Source organism: Corynebacterium sp. MSK150 (genome assembly GCF_030229215.1).
Taxonomy (GTDB): domain Bacteria; phylum Actinomycetota; class Actinomycetes; order Mycobacteriales; family Mycobacteriaceae; genus Corynebacterium.
The window spans coordinates 63,589-80,910 of record NZ_JASPHM010000013.1 but is presented as its reverse complement, the minus strand read 5'-3'; the positions used below and the strand labels follow the sequence as shown (position 1 = coordinate 80,910).

Below are 17,322 nucleotides of genomic sequence, written 5' to 3'. Positions count from 1 at the left end.
AGTCAGCCGGCCTGGAAGCTGGCAAATCTAACCCCCACCGACACGCCGAACCAGACACACATTTTGACCCTTAACCCAAGAGCGGGCCTGAGAACGAGCACATGTAGACATAGAAAAAGCCGCTCCATTTCTGGAGCGGCTATGTGGAGCGGATGACGAGACTCGAACTCGCGACCCTCACCTTGGCAAGGTGATGCGCTACCAACTGCGCTACATCCGCGTGGCAAACATAAGTTTGCCACGGGTTCTAAAAGGAACCCTGTGCGCGATACTGGGATTGAACCAGTGACCTCTTCCGTGTCAGGGAAGCGCTCTCCCACTGAGCTAATCGCGCTTAATGCCCGAAGGCATTAAGAAGTTGAGGTGGAAACGGGAATCGAACCCGTGTGCACGGTTTTGCAGACCGTTGCCTCACCACTCGGCCATTCCACCGTGGCGATACCGCCTCACACAATACAGTGCTGGAGCGGATGACGAGACTCGAACTCGCGACCCTCACCTTGGCAAGGTGATGCGCTACCAACTGCGCTACATCCGCATGCGAAACCAGGCCCGGTTTCTAGGACAAAGTCCTTGTGCGCGATACTGGGATTGAACCAGTGACCTCTTCCGTGTCAGGGAAGCGCTCTCCCACTGAGCTAATCGCGCGCTATTCATTTAGAATCACTCTTCACAGGCGAACCCCTAGAAAAGCGTGGAGCGGATGACGAGACTCGAACTCGCGACCCTCACCTTGGCAAGGTGATGCGCTACCAACTGCGCTACATCCGCATTGCCCCGCAAACTTTGTACCGTTGCGGTGCGAGAAGAAACATTATCGTGCTCCGCGCCAGTTTCCAAATCCCCAGCCCAGCGGCATTCTTTCCGGCACCCGTTTTTCACATTCGGGCCATCCCAAAACACATTGGTGTGATTCTCCGAAGGCAGTGGACCACAGGCCACCTCCCTCTGATGTGCACTCCTGCCCAGCCAATTAGGTGTTTGAATTTGGTGCGGTGTAGATTTAGCCACCGCAAGGTCCTATAGCTCAGTGGGAGAGCGTTCCGTTCACACCGGAAAGGTCACTGGTTCAATCCCAGTTAGGACCACAATTTCCCGCCCACCGCTCCACTCCATAGGGGCTTGGGCGGGTTTCTTTATATGCCTGTAAAGTGTCCCGACGTGTTGTGGATTCTCTTAGGCATTATCGCCGGACTCGTTCTGCCCGTTCAGACCCTGGTTAATACGCGCCTTCGCGCGTCTACTGGCACGCCGTTTTCCTCATCGCTCATTTCGTTTGCCGTGGGCACGATGACTTTGCTTGTCATTGCTACAGCCGTGACCGGCGGCGAGTTCGGCATTTCCCGTGCCTTTGGGGAACCGCTGTGGATTTGGTTCGGTGGTCTGCTCGGCGTGGTTGCGCTTACTGGAAATATCCTGCTATTTCCTCATCTGGGTGCGGTTCAGACCGTAGTCCTTCCCATCGCGGGCCAAATCATGATGGGCCTTGTCATCGACCACTTTGGGCTGTTTGACTCCCCCACTTCCCCACTGTCCCTTATTCGCGCTCTAGGGGCACTAGTTGTTCTCGGCGGAGTGATTTCTATCGTCGCTAGCCCCGGCGCGCCGACGAAGCAAGAAGACAGCGCTATGGCGTTGTGGCTTTGGCGCCTCGCCGGCTTTGTCTTTGGTTGCTTTACCGCATGCCAATCCGCCATCAACGGCCACCTGGGGCAGATCACCGGATCGCCCGTTAGTGCGGCTTTGGTCTCTTTTAGCATCGGCGTTTCCGCGCTCGTGATGCTCAATATTGTTTTGCGCTGGCGCCCTCACATTGAGCGTCCCGAGGGTAAGGCTAATCCGTGGTGGATGTGGGCAGGCGGCGCCTTGGGAGCCATGTTTGTCTTTGGCAACGCGGCCTTAGTACCACAAATTGGCACTGGGCTTACTGTGGTGGCAACCCTTCTCGGTTCCATGTTGGGGTCCGTGCTCATTGATCGCCTGCGGGGTGCGCGAGTCGCAATGCGCCAGGTAGCCGGCATTGCAGTGATCTTGCTTGGTGTAATACTCATCCGCCTGGTGTAAGCCCCACTCCTGTGGCTATGCCCGGTACCTTGCCGTGCTGGGTATCTGGTGCCTTGACTAGGCTGGGAAGACATGGATATCTCTTCGCTATTGGGCCCCGATTCCGGTGAAGTATTCACCGTCCGCACAAATATGGTCAGCACACTAACTGGATCGGCAACCATGAACCACGTTTCCGAAGCCATGGGAAATGACACTGATGGGCAGCTTTTTGCTGCGCTACGTAACTGGGCAGACGTCGTGCTGGTGGGTGCGCAAACGGTGCGCGCGGAGGACTACTCCGGAGTAGAACCTAACGGGGATGGTTCGCGGCCGGCTCCGATTGCGGTGCCTTCCCGCAGCCTTGAGTTTGATGTCACCTCGGACTTCTTCACGGATTTTACTACCCCTCCCATCATCCTGGTCCCCCATAGCAGCAGGGACGATCAAGAGCTCGCAAAGCGCATCGCGACCATCGAATCCACAGGCGCAGAAGTCTGCGATGCTGGCGAAGGAACCGTGCAGGACTACATTTCCGTCTTGCAGGACCGCGGGTTTAAGCGCGTGCTGTGCGAGGGCGGGCCAGGAATGATAGGGCAGCTGGTAGACATCGATGCCATCGACCAGATGTATTTGACCCTGGACCCACATCTATCTACCGGCGTGGAAACTCCCATGGCGACCTTTAAGGGCGAGCATTCCCATCGCCGCATGCAGTTAGAAAATGTCGCGGCTGATCAGGATGGCACGGTGTTTCTGCGGTATTCCCGCGCCCGCTAGGCCGTAGACTAAGGGGCCGTGAATTCCCGAATCAATGCCGCCGCCTGGCCCGTGGCCATCCTGCTTGTTGTGCATCGCGTTTTCATCATCGCGCGCAATGGCACGCCGACGGATGATTTCACCACCGTGTATAACGCTGTGATACGCATGGCCACTGGCCAGCCGGTCTATGAGCAGGCTTATAACCACGTTGACCCGCTGTACCTGTATACCCCGGGAGCCACGTTGCTGCTCGCACCACTAGCGCACATGGATTTTTCGTTGGCACGGGGACTATTCATCGTCGCCAACGCGGCTGCAATCGTGGCAGCGCTAGCGGTGCTCACCCTTACGGTGGGCCGCACACTTACTTCGGCAGTGTGGCCAGTATCTATCGCTTTGGCCTTTGTCACGGAATCGGTGACCAATACGCTCGCATTTACCAATATCAACGGCATTCTCTTGCTATGCATGGCCGTGTTCTTGTGGTCTTTCTTGCGCGCCGAGCGCACCCCATGGCTGGGCTGGGTGGCAGGCGTGGTCATTGGCTTGGCCATCGTCATTAAACCGCAATTTGCGCCGTTGCTCTTCCTGCCCTTGGTCAAGCTGCAATGGCGCAGTCTCGCGACTGGCATTGGCGTACCGGTAATTCTCAACCTCCTAGCGTGGCCGCTGGTGCCGGGCGCTAGCGGCTTTGTGGATAACCTCCTGCCCTACCTCTCAGAAACCCGTGACTATGCCAATTCTTCCTGGGCAGGCTTCCGCGCCTACGTTGACTTTGGCGCGGGACTGTATTGGACCGTGTGGTTGATTTTTGCCGCGCTTTCGGCCGCAGCGATTCTCGGACTTTTGCGCTGGCGCAACTCCGACCCGACCTTGTGGGCACTGACGACTAGCGGGGCGATCATGGTGGGTATCTTCTTCCTGTCTTCCCTTGGCCAGCAGTATTACTCCATGTGGCTATTCCCATTGATGTTTACCGTTGTGCTCAAGCGTTCGGTTTTCCATTCCGCGGGCGCGTGGTTTGCGGCCTTCCTCTATTTGGCTCCCGTTTCCTGGGCGTCTACAGCGCACCCGGATGCTGGTCGCTGGATGAATTTTTTCACGGCAACGGTGGGATGGGCGCTGCTTATCGTCGCAATTTTCGCTACGGTCGCCGGCTGGTGGCGTGCCGCGCGCAGCACGGTTTAGACTCGGCCCATGACCGATTTCAAGCTCATTGCCGATACCGAATGGCGCCAGCGCTTAAGCCCCGAGGAATACTACGTCCTGCGCGAGGCCGGCACCGAGCCGCCCCACGTAGGCGAGTACACCAATACCACCACCGAGGGGGTCTATTCTTGCCGCGCGTGTGGAACCGAGCTTTTCCGCTCTACGGAAAAGTTTGAGTCCCACTGCGGCTGGCCATCCTTCTTCTCCCCACTCGCAGGGGACAAAATCATTGAGCGCGAAGACAATTCGCTAGGCATGCGCCGCGTAGAAGTTCTGTGCGCCAACTGCGAGTCTCACCTGGGGCACGTCTTTGAAGGCGAGGGCTACGATACCCCCACCGACTTGCGCTATTGCATCAACTCCATCTGCCTGGACTTGGAGGAAAAGCCGGTAGAAGGTGGCACCGCCTAAGGTGGCATGCACAAGAAAGAGCGCCCCGTCGGCAGCCTAACTTGCAGGCTAGTGACAGGGCGCAACAAAGGGACGTCGCCAAGCAGGGTTACTGCTAGGCGGCGTTTCTTTTAGGGCAGTACTGCGATGAGCTCTGCTACGTCCTTGACGCGGCGGCCGGTGTGGAAGGGAATCTCCTCGCGCACGTGGTGGCGGGCCTCGGTGTAGCGCATCAGGTACATCAGGTCGACGATGCGGTGGAGCTCATCCGCCTCGAAGGCCAAAATCCACTCATAGTCACCCAGGGCAAAGGCTGGGACGGTATTTGCACGCACATCCGGGTAGTCGCGCGCCTGCATACCGTGCTCCATGAGGATGCGGCGGCGCTTTTCATCGTCCATGGTGTACCAGTCATAAGAGCGCACGAAGGGGTATACCGAGATCCACTCCTTGGGCTCCTCGCCCATGATGAAGGAGGGCAGGTGGGACTTATTGAACTCTGCTGGACGGTGCAAGGCATTGCCTACCCAGGTCACTTCGCTGACTTGGCCCAGGGTGGTCTCGCGGCGGAAGTCCCCGAAGACCTTTTGCAGGTCAGAGAATTCCTCGGCGTGCCACCAGATCATGAAGTCGGCGGAATCACGCATAGCCGTGAGGTCGTAAATGCCGCGCACGGTTACCTTTCCGGCCTTTTCCACGCCGGCAAAGAACTCCTGAGCTTGGGCGATGATCTCCGCTCGCTCGGTGCCGAGCGCGCCCGGGATCACCTTAAAAACTGCGTGCTGGGAATATTGCTGAACCGCGTTGAGTTCCTTGTAGTCAAGCTTCGCCATTGCGTTCTCCTTTGCAGAAGCCTTTGGGTAAACGAACATATCCATCATAAGTTGGATATGAAACCTTGTCACTTTCCGGCCACGAGGAGGACGACACGCCCACGCATCGGCGCGCCTCCCCCAGCTAGAGGCCGCGAAACTATAGCTTGAACGTCGTGAGCAATTCCGAATCGACCACCCCACGCAGCACCGAGGCCTCCGCCCCCACCCCTTTGCACGGGCAGGCGGAAACCCACGAGCCAGCTACCCCCGCCGCTTTCACCCAAGCAGTGGAGTCCATGCACGCGGCCGACCTGCGCCCTGAGATCACCCTAGGCTCCATTCGCCCACCGCAACGCCTTGCGCCGTTTAGCCACGCAATCGGCCTCGAGGTGGGAAACGAAGATGACCCGGACATCGTGCCCACCGATGCAGAGGGCGACGCCTTTGGTCGCCTCATCCTGCTCCACGATCCGGGCGCTGAGGAAGCTTGGGAGGGTGCCATGCGCCTTGTGGCCTATATCCAGGCGGATATGGACGACGCCGTAGCTGGCGACCCACTCTTGCCCGATGTGGCGTGGCAATGGCTCAACGAAGGCTTGGAAAAGGAAGGTGCCAACCACACGAATTTGGGCGGTACCGTCACCTCCACCGCCTCCGTGCGTTTTGGCGAGATTGGCGGGCCACCGCGCGCCTACCAGATCGAAATGCGCGCTTCGTGGACTGCCGAAGGCCTCGATCTCGCACCCCACGTACAGGCCTTTGCCCAGGTATTGGCCAACGTTGCCGGACTACCCCCTGAGGGCGTCACTGAGCTCGGCCGCTAATATGCCAGAATTGCGCAGCCGGCCACTCGAAGGCGTCCCGCCGGTTCTTGCTACCCCGGAGGAGTTCATCGCTGCCGCAGCCCGCCTCGCCGCGGGTACGGGCCCCTTTGCCATCGATACCGAGCGTGCCTCCGGCTATCGCTACGATGATCGCGCCTTCGTAGTGCAAATTCGCCGCCGCGGCGCGGGTACGATGCTTTTTGCCCCTGAAGGCCACCGCGAGGAGCTTACGGCCGCCCTTGCCCCAGTGCTCAACGGCGCGGAGTGGATTATTCACGCTGCCCATTCGGATTTGCCTTGTCTCGGGTGGCTCGGTCTCTTTCCCGGCTCCATCTTTGACACGGAACTGGCGGCACGGCTCGCGGGATTTGAACGGCCCAATCTGGGCACTATGGTCACAGAGCTTTTTGACGTCGAATTGGAAAAGGGCTACGGCGACGCCGACTGGTCCACCCCGCAGCTCAGCGAGGAACTCAAGGCTTACGCCGCGCTCGATGTGGAACTGCTTCTCGAGCTAGCCGACGCCCTGCGCGATATTTTGGCCGAACAAGACAAGATGGACTGGGCTTTAGAAGAGTTTTCCGCCATAGTCCAGGAACATTCCGGAGACTTCGCTCCCCAGCCGCACACGTGGCGCGATCTGAGGGGCATCTCCGGTTTGCGCAGCGGCAGTCAGCTCGCTGCTGCTCGAGCGCTGTGGGCCAAGCGCGACGCTATCGCTCGGCGCACGGACACTGCGCCCGGCCGGGTATTAGCAAATAGGACGCTGGTAGAAATTGCGCGCACCCTTCCCACCACCGCCCGCGACCTTGCCCGAGTCAAGGGATTTCCCCGCCGGCGCAAAGGCGCCACCGCCCAGTGGATGGCTGTACTTCACCAGGCCCGCGCCGTTCCCCCGCAGCAACGGCCTCGCGTCCATCGCGCCCCACAATCAGTTCCTTCCAAAACCATCTGGGCCAAGGACTACCCTGACCTATGGGAGATATACCAAACTATCCGCGCGGACATCGCCGATCTCGCCACCGAGCTCGGCATGCCATCCGAACTCCTTATCCGCCCTGCCGCTGTGCGTGCAGCGGTATGGGCGAAGGTAGGTGTGCGCGCCAATAAGCGCCACCGCGGACCTGATTCTGTCGCCGGCGCCATCCGGCAGCCAGGCGACGTCGCTGCGTATCTCCGCGCGGAGGGCGCGCGCGAATGGCAAATAGAAATGACCGCCCCGATTATCGTGGACGGTCTTTTCTAGGAATATTTAGCAGGCTAGGTTTAGTTCTCTTCTCCTCGCGCGTTGGCATCAGCAGTGAGATTTTCTAGCCACTCGCTTATTGACGCCGCCATAAGCTCAGGCGTCAACCCGAACTCTTCCAAAACCTCGCCGCGGGAGCCGTGCTTAGGGAAATAACCCGGAACGCCGAGTCGGCGCACAGGAGTATCGACCTCGGCTGCGCTGAGGGCCTCCGAAATCATGGAGCCAATACCGCCGCGTACAAGGCCGTCTTCTGCCGTAACCACCAAGTCGTGGTCAGCGGCGAGAGCCACCACAGAGCTTGCCACCGGCGCTACCCAACGCGGGTCAACAACGGTAACGTTCACGCCCTGCTCGTCCAGCAGCTTCGCAGCCTCGATACTGCGCGCGGACATGGCCCCGATAGAAACAATGAGTACCTCAGGGGTGTCCTCCCCGGCATCAGCTTCGCCATAGTGCAGGATGTCTACGCCATCGCCCAAGGTATCCACCGCTTCCATATCCGGCAGCAGATTGCCCTTAGGGAAGCGGACCACGGACGGGCCAGATTCAATCTCTAGCGACTCCCGGAAGAGCTCCCGCAGGCGCGCGCCATCGCGCGGGGCGGCAATATGCATTCCTGGCACAATGCTCATGAGCGCCATATCCCACACGCCATTGTGCGAAGCGCCATCGGAACCGGTAACCCCAGAGCGGTCAAGCACGATGGTTACCGGCAGCTTTAGCAGCGCAATATCCATAATGACCTGATCCACGGCGCGGTTTAAGAAAGTGGAATACACCGCCACGACGGGGTGCATCCCGCCAAGCGCCAGACCAGAGGCAGAGGTCATTGCGTGCTGCTCGGCAATTCCCACATCAAAGAATCGCTCTGGGAAGCGCTCTTGAAAGGGAGCGAGCCCAGTAGGACCGGCCATAGCAGCGGTAATGGCCACGATGTCATCGCGCTTTTCGGCAGCGGCTAACAGCTCCTCTGAAAAGGCAGCCGTCCACCCAGGTTGCTTGGTGCCCTTAGCCACGCCGGTGACCGGATCGATAGCACCGGTGGAGTGCATCTGGTCCTTCGGCTCATTGACAGCCGGGGCAAATCCGTGGCCCTTTTCGGTAACCACGTGCACGATGATGGGCCCGTCATAATCGCGGGCATAAGTCAGGGCATGCACCAAACTATCGATATCGTGGCCATTGATGGGGCCGATGTACTTCATGCCCAGTTCCGGGAACATCTCGGTAGGCAAGACGGTGGACTTGACACCCTCTTTCATAGCGTGCAAGGCATCAAAGGCCCGCTCGCCTACCCATCCCATTTGCTTCAGGCGACGCTTGCCCTGTTCCATGAGCTCGTCATAACCGTGCTGGGAGCGGATGCGGCCAAGATTCTCAGAGATTCCACCGATGGTGGGCGAATAGCTACGGCCGTTGTCATTGACCACGATGACCGCATTGCGCCCCTTATCCTCCGAGATATTGTTTAACGCCTCCCAGCACATGCCGCCGGTGAGGGCGCCATCACCGACAACACCGATGACATTGCGGTGACCGTTGCCGCGAATCTTGAAGGCCTTTGACAAGCCATCGACCGTAGACAGCGACGCCGAAGCGTGGGAGGACTCGGTCCAGTCATGCTCGGACTCGCCGCGGTCCGTATACCCCGAAAGGCCGTCCTTTTGCCGCAAGGTATCGAATTGATCCGTGCGCCCAGTCAACATCTTATGCACATAGGACTGGTGCGAAGTGTCAAAAATAATCGGCTCGCGCGGAGAATCAAATACGCGGTGCAACGCAATGGTCAATTCCACCACGCCCAAGTTAGGCCCCAAATGTCCGCCCGTGACGGAGACCTTGTCAATGAGGCGCTGCCGAATCTCTGCCGCCAGCTCCTCAAGCTTGTCTGCAGACAGTGCCTTGAGGTCCTGCGGCGAGTTAATGGTATCCAAGATAGTCATGGAGCGGCCTTCAACTCCTTCTGTGCTTAGTTCTTCTTTTCTACCGTACCCGCGGCGGGCGGTGAATATTATATCGGTCAATGTTCCGAGAACGGCGCGGCACCGTGCCGCACCCCGCCTCGGAGCCATAAAGGCTCATCAGGCAGGGGTAATGAGAGCAATCGTTTCAAAGTGGTGCGTTCCAGGGAACGCGTTAATGAGTGCCATCTTTTCTATTCCGTATCCGTGCTGGTTCCAGTATCCCATGTCGCGCGCGAAAGTAGCGGGGTCACATCCCACGTGAACGACCGCCTGGGGTGCAGCGGCCGCCACGGAACGAATCACGTCCTCCCCTGCTCCGGTGCGCGGCGGATCAAGGACTACAGCGCCAGGCTTGGGAAGCTGTGCGGCGACCTGCTCCACCTTCGCGGACTTTACTTCCACCTCGCAGTCTGCCAGACCGGCCTGTTCCCCCGCTGTAGCCGCCGGTGAGTAGTCCACGGAGATAACCTTGCCCTGCACGGCATGGGCCAGTGCGGGAACGAATAGGCCAACGCCACCGTAGAGATCCCAGGCGGTGTGCTCTTGGTACTCGCGGCCCCCGAGCCACTCCGCTATCAGATCGGTATACGCGGCCGGTGCGTGGCTGTGGGCCTGCCAGAAGGCGGTAGCAGGAAAGCTAAACGTCCGCCCGTCGACATGCTCGTGCACCTTGCCGCTGCCTTCTACCGCCTCACGGATGATCTCCACGCGGCGCCCGCGCGGGGCCTTGCGGGTTTCCACCACGTGGCGGTTGCCCTCGCCATCGAGAACGGCGATAACCTCAGCACCTGGGGTAAACCGGCGCGCGCCCTCTCCAACGAGCCCCTCTGCCAATCCCGGAGCCAGCTGCGTACACGCAGCTTCCGTAATGAGTTCATTGGACCGACGCTGACGGGTTCCGGCGCGCCCTTGCTTATCGACGCCCCACCTCACCCGCGTGCGCCATCCCCGAACCGGCTCTAGGGTGTGCTGCTCACTTTTCAGTTCCTCACCGGTGACAACGCCGGTTCGGCGCAGCTGCTCCGACAAGATCTCTGCCTTGATTCCTGTTTCGGCCGCGGGATCCAGCTCGGCGAAATCACAGCAGCCTGCTCCTTGCGCGGCTGCAGGACAAGACGATGGAACGCGCAACGACCCAGGACTTAGTACACTTTCCAGCTCTGCCTTAATGAACGACTTCTTTACACGGCCGGCCGTAGCTTTTACGACGTCACCAGGAAAAGCGCGAGGAACGAATACCACTCGCCCATCCGGCGCCTGGCCAATTCCTTCCCCGCCGTGCGCCATGCGGTCAATGGTGACCTCAAGACTATCGCCGCGGCTCATCGTTGATTCAGTCATCTTCTGCCTCAGACTTTGGTTCTCGTTCTGCGTTAGTGTGCTCACCTGCGCCCGCCGCTGCGTCAACGGCTGCATCCGCGCGGCGCACCATCCACACGGTCAGCGCCGTAACTAGAAGCGTCAATGGCCACCCCATCAAGATTCGGGTCACCCCTAAGGCCGTGGTTGCATCCGCATCATAAATGGCGCGCTGAACAACAAAACGGGCCAGGAAGATAACCGCCCACCCACCAGTAGCGATGGCATAGGCCCGGCGCGCCTGGGCAACCTTTTGCCACTGCATTTCCTCGCCATTAATCCCCTTCCAGATGACACCCACAGCGGGCCACCGAAAGAGGATTGATAGTACCGCGGCAATACACAGCGCCAACGACATCCAAATGCCGTACAAGAAATACCCTTTGGCATCACCGGTAAACCAGGCGATGGCTGCGCAAAGGGCCACTCCCAGCAGACCCGATATGGCTGGCTGCAGGGTCTCTTTACGGATTACCCTCCAGAGTGCAATAACAACGGCCACGCCGAGCGCCGCCGCCAAGGCTGGTCCCAGCCCAAAGAAGTTATTGACAGGAATCAGCACAATGACCGGCAAGGTGGCCGAGATGAGCCCTGACAAGCCTCCCATTTGCTCCAGCAGGGTGGGTTCGGCAGCAGACTCCTCAGAGTCCAGGTTCTTAGCGTCCGGGTAAGGTTGCGGCGAGGAAGAATGTGTCACGTGGTTTACTGCTTTGCCTAGTTCTTGGAATTAGGTGCAGAGCCCTCATCGGGATTCTGCGGGGACGATCCATTCTCACCCTGGTGTGGGGTACCGCCCAAATCGCGCAAGTGTTGCTCCGCCTCTGCTTCTGCCGCAGGATCAGGGCCGCCCACTCCGTTTTCTGGGTGGTTTTGAGCATTAGCGGCTGCCTGCTGTTCTTGCTGGCGCTGGTCCATAGCCTGCTTGACCTGCTCTACGAGCTGCTCAGGCATGATGACCGGCAAAGCATTTCCCGCCAAGATGGGGTCTTCCCCGCGGTAGACGAAGGTCCGGGCGGCAACCTCGCGGGCCATGTCAGCGAGGTCGGCTTCCATACCGGCCGGCGCGGCCAGGGTCATGCGCAGCATCCAGCGCGGACCATCTGCGCCGATGACGCGGACCTGGCCGTTGTCGTTCTTGCCCACGACTTCGGCACCCCAAGGCCCTGGCTCGGTAGTTACGGTAAGGCCGTCGCGGCTCATGCCCTCCTTAATTTCCTCCACGGATTCTGCCCACTGGCCTGGCTTACGTGGGGCAGCAAAGGCTACTGGAGTAATTCGGCCTACCTTGGTCACAATGTGCAGCATTCGTGGGCCTTGTTCACCCATCTCCACCTGTACCTGGGATTCTTTTGGCAGTGGGATGCGCAGGGACCCCAGATCTAATACGCCAATGGAAAAGTCGCTGAAATCGAAGGTCTCGATATCGACGGAGTCGCCATCAAAGGGACCGGTCTGGCCATTGATGGCATCATGAGCGAATTCGCGAGGTTCATTGCCAGAAGCCGCCGCGGCATCTGCTGCGGTGTCGCCTACTGGAGCATAAGTCTCCTGCGCCTCCGCATCCGCGGAAGTGGGGTCCGCCGGCTTTTCACTTTGTGCTGCAGGCTTGTCCTGAGCCTTCTTTTCTTCGTCGTTCTTCTTGCCAAAGGGCCAGATTCCCATGAGTGCTACGTCCTTTCTAAAAGTTTCGTTGAGTCTCTACTGCTTTAACTACACACCGGTAGAGCCATAGCCACCGGCTCCGCGGACAGTGTCATCCAATTCTTCAACCTCAGCAAACCCCACCAGCTCTACGCGCTGGACCACGAGCTGAGCGATGCGCATTCCGCGTTCGATCTCAATGGGAGTGTGCCGGTCGTGGTTGATGAGGCAGACCTTGATCTCCCCGCGGTAATCGGCATCTACCGTGCCCGGGGTATTGACAATGGAAAGCCCTTGCTTGGCGGCTAGTCCGGAGCGCGGGTGAATTAAGCCGACCGTTCCTAGCGGCAGCGCAATAGCAATCCCGGTGCCGACGAGGGCGCGCTCGCCGGGTTGCAGGGTAAGAGCTTCGGCTGCGTAGAGGTCTGCACCGGCGTCACCACGGTGGGCACGGTGCGGTAGTGGAAGCTCCTTATCCAGGCGCTTGACTTTAACGTCCCCAAAGGGGCTTTCTGGCTGAGAATGCGGAATCGAGTCAGTCACCTGGCCAATCCTACCTGCCTTGGGAGGTTCATTCTGCGGCACGTGTGGTCTAGACTGACTAGACGTGTCTGATACATCTGCTACTTCCGCAACTCCGGCACCGTCAAGCGCCGCTTCGGCACAGGGCACGGTGGCCCCTCAGGTGCTCTACCGCGAACGCCAATGGGTCCCTTGGTACTTTTGGCTTTTTGCAGCCGCCATCGTGGGGCTTACTTCCGCTACCGCTGGCCTTAACCGCTCCATGTGGTGGACCATTATTCCCGCGATCCTCCTTGGTGCTATCGCCGTGTGGGTACTTATTACCTGGTCCAATACAGTCATCAAGGTAGAGCGGGACCCGGATGGAACGCGTTGGCTCACGGTCAAAGATGCCCAATTGCCTAACGACGTCGTGTCGCGGTCTATCACCGTTCCCAAATCTGCGCGGCGCAACGCGCTGGGTCCGCAGTTCGATCCCGCGGCGTTTTTGGTTTCCCACGCTTGGGTGGATGAGCACGCCATGATGGTGCTCGATGATCCAGAAGATGATACTCCTTATTGGCTCATCGCCTCGAAGGATCCGGAGGCCCTGCTCCACGCCTTTGTCCCGGAGCAGCAGTAATCTTTAATGACTTTGCACACCACCAAAATTTTGGTGGTTGCTACAGCAAACCCCGCACTCGGCACGTAGAAGGTTGCCAAGTGCGGGGTTTCGTTTCTGCTGCGTATTCCTTTTAGGCGCAATCCTTGCAGATTGGCTGGCCGTCCTCTTCGTGGGAGTAACGCTTATTGGACTGCACTAGGAAACACGAACCGCAGGTAAACTCATTTTCCTGACGTGGAACTACCTCAACATTAAGCTCCTCGCCCGTGAGGTCTACTGTTGGCGGCTGGAAGGCTTCGACGATTTCTCCGTCATCGTCCATGCCGTTGTTATCGCTCTCAGCGGCCTTGAGTCCTTCTAAGGAATCAGTTTCGAGTTCATCTTCCGCGCGCCGGCGCGGTGCGTCATAATCGGTGGCCATAATGCACGCCCCTAATGGTCAAGTTGCTCTAAGGAATGGTATTTATCGATCGCGCATAGTAAAGCACAAATGGCTAGATGTCATATCACCGCTCGCCGGCGCGGGAAACTATTACCCCCGCAGCACGTCCGTGACCCTGTGCGCTGCTAAAAGCTCTTCGAATGCGGGGGCCAAATCTGCCCCCGCGGCCCAGGTAAGTTCACCGTCAGCGGAGCCTTTATCAAAGCCTGGATGGCGCACCACCGCACCTGCCTCGCGAGCAATGATTGCCCCGGCAGCGAAGTCCCACGCATTGATGCCGTGCTCAAAGTAGGCGTCAACGGTTCCCTCTGCCACCCTGCATAGGTCGAGCGCGGCAGCGCCGATGCGGCGAATATCACGTACATTAGGCAGGAGCTTGGTGAGGAGCTCGGCTTGGGCTGCTCGCCGGTCAGCTTCGTATCCAAAGCCGGTGGCTACCAAGGCCAACGCAGGAGCTTGTGTCTGGTTGCACCGCAGTGCGTGCTCAATTCCGTCTGGTCCGGTGACCGTAGCGCCCTGCCCAGCTGCGGCCGCATAGGTGCGCCCGCGCGCCACGTTGACCACCGCGCCAGCGACGAGGTGACCTTGGTATTCCACACCAATGGATACGGCGTAGTCCGGCACCCCGTAGAGGAAATTCACGGTGCCATCAATCGGATCGACAATCCAGGTAACGCCACTGGTTGACTCCACATTGGCGCCTTCTTCGCCAAAAATTCCATCCCCGGGGCGTTGGGTGCGAATGGTGGTGGCAATGAACTCCTCTGTCGCGGTATCGACCTCCGTTACTGGATCTACGTCGCTGGACTTGGTGTGGGTATGCGCCGCGATGCCGTCACCTGCGACTAGTTCTGCGCGCCGCGCAGTAATTAATTCCGCAGCCCGGGTGGCGGTAGAAACGGCAAAATCCCGCAATTGGCAAAAATCGATCTGCTCAGTCATGCCAACTATTGTGCCTTCTTCTAGACTGTCGGGCATGACTACTCTTTCTGGCCATTCCTTTGGCATCGATATCGGCGGCTCCGGCATTAAAGGCGCTGAGGTGGACCTCGCCACCGGCGAATTCGTGGGCGAGCGTATGAAGATCGCCACCCCACAGCCATCTACCCCGCATGATGTTGCCAAGGTAGTAGCTCAAATCGTGCAGGAAAAGCAGTGGGATGGCCCCGTTGGCATCACCCTGCCTTCCGTGGTTCGCAACCAAGAAGTCGAGACTGCGGCAAATATTTCCAAGGATTGGATTGGCGTCAACGCCACAGAACTCTTTGCGGACTACCTGGATTCGGATTTTGCCGTGCTTAACGACGCCGACGCGGCGGGACTAGCCGAGGTTGCCTACGGAGAGGACATCGCCAAGCAAGGCTCCGTAATCTTCCTAACCCTGGGCACCGGTATCGGTTCGGCCTTCTTCCTCGACGGCCAGTTGTTCCCCAATACCGAACTGGGGCACCTGATGGTGGGCGATGACGAGGCTGAGAAAATTGCGTCCTCGGCCGTGAAGGACCGCGAGGAACTCAAGTACAAGCAGTGGACTAAACGACTCAACAAGGTCCTCGCGGAATATGAAAAGCTTTTTAACCCGCAGGCCTTCCTCATCGGGGGTGGAATTTCCCGTAAGTTTGAAAAGTGGGGCCCACACCTTGATATTGAAACCCCCGTCATGCCTGCACAACTGCGCAATCGCGCAGGAATTGTCGGAGCTGCGATGGCGGCGGTAGACGGTTTGAAACCGTAATGCTTACGCACTGCAGGTGACCCTATCCACCGGCAGATTGGAAAGATCCTCTATACTGGGCGGTCGATCCTAAGTTAAATAGCTCTAGGGCGTGTCTGGCCTGCATAAGGCCACAACGCGCTAACATCACACTGATGCACGAGCGTCCGAGTAGGGCGCACAGAGCTGTTTCAATCAAGAAGTTAGTCGAAAGGGCGTACGTGGCAGCCACTGAATCTTCAGACCAGGCACTCGGCGAGGGCGAAAACGCCGCTGAGGCATCTACTCCTGCAAAGAAGACCGCCAAGAAGACGGCAAAGAAAACCGCGAAAAAGACGGCTAAGAAGACGGCCAAAAAGACCGCTAAGAAAACAGCCAAGAAGACGGCAAAGAAGACCGCCAAAAAGTCGGCCAAGAAGACCACTAAGAAGTCTGCCAAAAAGGCCACTAAGAAGACGGTCCGCAAATCCGCGGCAAAGAAGCAGGAATCCCCGGCCGAGTCCGAAAAGCAGGCACAGCCGGAAGCAGAAGAGGAGCTCGAGGAGGACGAGCACGACGAAGACGTCGACTTCGATCCCACCAATGCGGACATCGAAGACGATGATGACTTCGACGCCGGCGAAGACCTCGAGGACGATGACCTCGAAGAGGACTTGGACGACGACGATGAGGAAGAAGAGGAAGACTCCTCTTCCGTCTGGGATGAGGAAGAGTCCGCTGCGCTGCGTCAGGCACGTAAGGATGCGCAGTTAACCGCCTCTGCTGACTCCGTCCGTGCCTACCTCAAGCAGATTGGTAAGGTCGCCCTACTCAACGCCGAGCAAGAGGTTTCCCTAGCCAAGCGCATCGAGGCTGGCCTGTACGCACAGCACCGCATGGATGAGATGGAGAAGGCCCGCGCCGAAGGCGATAAAGCTGCCAAGCTCTCCCCCATGGAAAAGCGCGACCTGCGCAGTATCGCCCGCGATGGCCGCAAGGCCAAGAACCACCTGCTGGAGGCCAACCTGCGTCTGGTGGTTTCCTTGGCCAAGCGCTACACCGGCCGTGGCATGGCTTTCTTGGACCTCATTCAGGAAGGAAACCTGGGTCTTATCCGCGCGGTGGAGAAGTTCGATTACACCAAGGGCTATAAGTTCTCCACTTACGCCACCTGGTGGATCCGCCAGGCCATTACCCGTGCCATGGCTGACCAGGCTCGTACCATCCGCATCCCAGTTCACATGGTGGAAGTCATCAACAAGCTGGGCCGCATCCAGCGCGAGCTCTTGCAGGACTTGGGCCGCGAGCCTACCCCGCAGGAGCTGGCGAAGGAGATGGATATCACCGAGGAAAAGGTGCTCGAAATCCAGCAGTACGCCCGCGAGCCTATTTCCTTGGATCAGACCATCGGTGACGAAGGCGATTCCCAGTTGGGTGACTTCATCGAGGACTCCGAGGCCGTCATTGCGGTCGACGCCGTATCTTTCACCCTGCTGCAGGATCAGCTCCAAGACGTGCTGACTACGCTGTCCGAGCGTGAAGCCGGCGTGGTTCGCCTCCGCTTTGGCTTGACCGACGGTATGCCGCGCACTTTAGACGAGATTGGCCAGGTCTACGGAGTTACCCGCGAGCGCATTCGCCAGATCGAGTCCAAGACGATGTCGAAGCTGCGCCACCCCTCTCGTTCGCAGGTTCTGCGCGATTACCTCGACTAATCGCTGCAGCTGCAGGAGCGCAGAAAGCCCGCACCAATTTTTTCGGTGCGGGCTTTCTGCGTAACTACTCTCTAGCCACCGTGGGCTGTT

The 17,322-nt window shown here is 58.9% G+C and carries 17 protein-coding genes and 7 tRNA genes; 10 read left to right on the top strand and 14 right to left on the bottom strand.

The annotated features are described in order from the left end of the window. Positions 1–144: 144 nt before the first annotated feature. From QP941_RS09185 to QP941_RS09160, 6 genes are all read right to left on the bottom strand, one after another. Positions 145–220: transfer RNA gene (locus QP941_RS09185), tRNA-Gly, on the bottom strand. Between the two features lie 42 nt (positions 221–262). Beyond that, positions 263–334 (bottom strand) — tRNA-Val (locus QP941_RS09180). Between the two features lie 27 nt (positions 335–361). After that, a tRNA-Cys gene (locus QP941_RS09175) sits at positions 362–432 on the bottom strand. Positions 433–462: 30 nt separating this feature from the next. Next, positions 463–538 (bottom strand) — tRNA-Gly (locus QP941_RS09170). 38 nt (positions 539–576) lie between these two features. After that, positions 577–648: transfer RNA gene (locus QP941_RS09165), tRNA-Val, on the bottom strand. A 47-nt stretch (positions 649–695) separates the two neighbouring features. Further along, a tRNA-Gly gene (locus tag QP941_RS09160) sits at positions 696–771 on the bottom strand. Between the two features lie 245 nt (positions 772–1,016). Here QP941_RS09160 and QP941_RS09155 point away from each other — a divergent pair. The 5 genes from QP941_RS09155 to msrB all read left to right on the top strand — a co-directional run bounded on the left by QP941_RS09155 (position 1,017) and on the right by msrB (position 4,425). Further along, positions 1,017–1,088, top strand: a tRNA-Val gene (locus QP941_RS09155). A gap of 73 nt (positions 1,089–1,161) precedes the next feature. After that, on the top strand, positions 1,162–2,064 hold the full coding sequence (locus QP941_RS09150) for a DMT family transporter (RefSeq protein WP_284814171.1): 903 nt from the start codon (positions 1,162–1,164) through the stop codon (positions 2,062–2,064). Between the two features lie 72 nt (positions 2,065–2,136). Further along, on the top strand, positions 2,137–2,823 hold the full coding sequence (locus tag QP941_RS09145) for a pyrimidine reductase family protein (protein ID WP_284868733.1): 687 nt from the start codon (positions 2,137–2,139) through the stop codon (positions 2,821–2,823). 18 nt (positions 2,824–2,841) lie between these two features. Next, the gene (locus QP941_RS09140) at positions 2,842–3,993 is read left to right on the top strand and encodes a glycosyltransferase family 87 protein (protein ID WP_239277580.1); all 1,152 of its coding nucleotides are present in this window, start codon (positions 2,842–2,844) and stop codon (positions 3,991–3,993) included. A gap of 9 nt (positions 3,994–4,002) precedes the next feature. Continuing rightward, positions 4,003–4,425: a peptide-methionine (R)-S-oxide reductase MsrB gene (gene msrB / locus QP941_RS09135; RefSeq protein ID WP_005328550.1), complete on the top strand. Its 423-nt coding sequence runs from the start codon at positions 4,003–4,005 to the stop codon at positions 4,423–4,425. Positions 4,426–4,535: 110 nt separating this feature from the next. On the opposite strand, the gene hemQ is transcribed toward msrB, so the two are convergent. Then, complete coding sequence (gene hemQ / locus QP941_RS09130; protein WP_204608795.1) at positions 4,536–5,237, bottom strand: hydrogen peroxide-dependent heme synthase; 702 nt, start codon at positions 5,235–5,237, stop codon at positions 4,536–4,538. A 146-nt stretch (positions 5,238–5,383) separates the two neighbouring features. On the opposite strand from hemQ, the gene QP941_RS09125 reads away from it, so the two are divergent. Together QP941_RS09125 and QP941_RS09120 are read left to right on the top strand one after the other, a co-directional pair. Further along, positions 5,384–6,043 (top strand): DUF3000 domain-containing protein, encoded by a 660-nt coding sequence (locus QP941_RS09125; protein ID WP_374048899.1) that lies wholly within the window; start codon positions 5,384–5,386, stop codon positions 6,041–6,043. Between the two features lies 1 nt (position 6,044). Beyond that, complete coding sequence (locus QP941_RS09120; RefSeq protein ID WP_284868732.1) at positions 6,045–7,289, top strand: HRDC domain-containing protein; 1,245 nt, start codon at positions 6,045–6,047, stop codon at positions 7,287–7,289. 20 nt (positions 7,290–7,309) lie between these two features. On the opposite strand, the gene dxs is transcribed toward QP941_RS09120, so the two are convergent. The 5 genes from dxs to dut form a co-directional block, all read right to left on the bottom strand. Then, complete coding sequence (gene dxs, locus QP941_RS09115; RefSeq protein ID WP_284768046.1) at positions 7,310–9,235, bottom strand: 1-deoxy-D-xylulose-5-phosphate synthase; 1,926 nt, start codon at positions 9,233–9,235, stop codon at positions 7,310–7,312. A gap of 138 nt (positions 9,236–9,373) precedes the next feature. Beyond that, positions 9,374–10,597 (bottom strand): class I SAM-dependent RNA methyltransferase, encoded by a 1,224-nt coding sequence (locus tag QP941_RS09110; protein ID WP_284868731.1) that lies wholly within the window; start codon positions 10,595–10,597, stop codon positions 9,374–9,376. Then, positions 10,590–11,312, bottom strand: coding sequence for a DUF3159 domain-containing protein (locus QP941_RS09105; RefSeq protein WP_284868730.1), 723 nt, complete (start codon positions 11,310–11,312; stop codon positions 10,590–10,592). The genes QP941_RS09110 and QP941_RS09105 overlap by 8 nt, the downstream gene beginning before the upstream one ends. A gap of 17 nt (positions 11,313–11,329) precedes the next feature. Further along, positions 11,330–12,277: a DUF3710 domain-containing protein gene (locus QP941_RS09100; RefSeq protein WP_284765913.1), complete on the bottom strand. Its 948-nt coding sequence runs from the start codon at positions 12,275–12,277 to the stop codon at positions 11,330–11,332. Positions 12,278–12,325: 48 nt separating this feature from the next. Next, a complete protein-coding gene (dut, locus tag QP941_RS09095; protein ID WP_200435696.1) occupies positions 12,326–12,799 on the bottom strand; it encodes a dUTP diphosphatase in 474 nt (157 codons plus the stop codon). A gap of 64 nt (positions 12,800–12,863) precedes the next feature. On the opposite strand from dut, the gene QP941_RS09090 reads away from it, so the two are divergent. Then, positions 12,864–13,400: a DUF3093 domain-containing protein gene (locus tag QP941_RS09090; RefSeq protein ID WP_502868551.1), complete on the top strand. Its 537-nt coding sequence runs from the start codon at positions 12,864–12,866 to the stop codon at positions 13,398–13,400. A gap of 112 nt (positions 13,401–13,512) precedes the next feature. On the opposite strand, the gene QP941_RS09085 is transcribed toward QP941_RS09090, so the two are convergent. Both QP941_RS09085 and QP941_RS09080 read right to left on the bottom strand, forming a co-directional pair. Next, positions 13,513–13,803, bottom strand: a complete 291-nt coding sequence (locus QP941_RS09085; RefSeq protein ID WP_284765912.1) for a DUF4193 domain-containing protein — start codon at positions 13,801–13,803, stop codon at positions 13,513–13,515. A 111-nt stretch (positions 13,804–13,914) separates the two neighbouring features. After that, positions 13,915–14,802 (bottom strand): inositol monophosphatase family protein, encoded by an 888-nt coding sequence (locus QP941_RS09080; protein ID WP_284868729.1) that lies wholly within the window; start codon positions 14,800–14,802, stop codon positions 13,915–13,917. Here QP941_RS09080 and ppgK point away from each other — a divergent pair. Both ppgK and QP941_RS09070 read left to right on the top strand, forming a co-directional pair. Further along, complete coding sequence (gene ppgK / locus QP941_RS09075) at positions 14,801–15,559, top strand: polyphosphate--glucose phosphotransferase (protein WP_284868728.1); 759 nt, start codon at positions 14,801–14,803, stop codon at positions 15,557–15,559. The two genes, QP941_RS09080 and ppgK, sit on opposite strands and share 2 nt — an antisense overlap. Positions 15,560–15,693: 134 nt before the next feature. Beyond that, a complete protein-coding gene (locus QP941_RS09070; protein ID WP_284868727.1) occupies positions 15,694–17,232 on the top strand; it encodes an RNA polymerase sigma factor in 1,539 nt (512 codons plus the stop codon). Positions 17,233–17,322: the final 90 nt, after the last annotated feature.